Raw genomic sequence first — 1,359 nt, 5'->3', positions numbered from 1 at the left:
TATGGCAGCTCGCCAAATCTAGAAACCAAATTACCACGAATGGTTTGCTGTACTGGTAATAAATGAAAACCAAGAAAAATGGTTAAACCAAGAACAAGAATTGCCATGACATCCCTCCTTTTTTATTTTCCATTAGCATACGCATTCGGCATGCTTATGTCAGTGACAGAGCAGATAGGTTTTTTAGTTTTCTCTCACTAATTCGTTAAGTAGAGGCAGATGGTTCAATTGTTAGATCAGCAATTTAAACCTTTGACATGAAAAGTTTCGGGCCCAATTTAGGGCCCGAAGAAAGAGAGTTGAAAGCTAGTTATTAGCGTAGTGATCAACCAAGAATATCAATCACATGAAGATCAAACACTAACGATGAGTTAGCAGGAATCGCTGGCGGCATACCTGCTTCTCCGTAGGCTAGATCTGCTGGCAGAACGATACGCCACTTCGACCCTTTTGGCATGAGCATAAGAGCTTCAGTCCATCCAGAGATAACGTCTTTCAAACCAAACTCCGCCGGTTCATTACGCGTAACCGAGCTATCAAATACCTGCCCATCGATGAATGAGCCGTGATAATGCACTCGCACCGTCTGATCAAGCTTGGCAATAGGGCCATCAGCCTGCTCTAGAATTTCATACTGAAGACCAGATTCGGTCACGGTCACACCGTCACGCTTCGCATTCTCAGCCAAGAATTTTTCGCATAATTCTTTATAGCCTTGAGTTCGCGCCGCTTCGACTTCTTTGCGTTTTTCTTTTACCGCATCGTATGCTTCGTTTAACTCCGCATCATCTAGCAAAGACTGCTCACCAGCAAAACACTGACGCAAGGCTAGTACGCACGCCTCAATATCCATGCCTTCAAACTTGTTCTTGTGGAGCTGGCGACCAAACTGCCAGCCAAAACCATAACTTACTTTTTGCTCAAATGTTTCTGGCTTCTTGTTGGAATCATTACTCATTTTCAGACCTTAAAATTCAAGTATTCTGATATTACTCGGAAGCACGAGTTATCGCGCTCCAACCATTTATTAAATTTTACCGACTACAGCCTTAATTTATCGGCCCGCAACCGTTTCTAACTCTGTAATCCCTTGTTCAACATAATCGAGTAAGCGCTGCATAGACGGCAATGTTCGACGGCACGCCGTAAATCCAAACTCCAAGCTATCGACATAACTAACCAAGGTAATATTCAGTGCAATTCGATCAAGCGGAATCGACACTGGGTACATCCCTTCTACACGGGCACCATTCCAATACAAATGCTTTTTAGGGCCAGGTACATTCGAGATCACAACATTAAACGCCTGCAAACGACTCGATAAGCCTGTGACCATATTTAACCCAGCAGGTGCTAGGG

The 1,359-nt window shown here is 43.9% G+C and carries 2 protein-coding genes; both read right to left on the bottom strand.

The window, feature by feature from the left end:
- Nucleotides 1-325: 325 nt before the first annotated feature.
- Nucleotides 326-958 carry an FKBP-type peptidyl-prolyl cis-trans isomerase gene (locus A3762_RS12050; RefSeq protein ID WP_068473492.1) on the bottom strand — a complete coding sequence of 211 codons (633 nt, stop codon included), beginning with the start codon at nt 956-958 and terminating at the stop codon, nt 326-328.
- A gap of 96 nt (nt 959-1,054) precedes the next feature.
- Nucleotides 1,055-1,359, bottom strand: a 305-nt coding sequence (locus A3762_RS12045; protein WP_156493421.1) for a WS/DGAT domain-containing protein, incomplete at its 5' end; no start/stop codon positions are given.

The sequence above is a fragment of the Oleiphilus sp. HI0125 genome, assembly GCF_001635355.1.
Note: the sequence above shows the minus strand (reverse complement) of the source record. Positions and strands in the feature narration are given on the sequence as shown.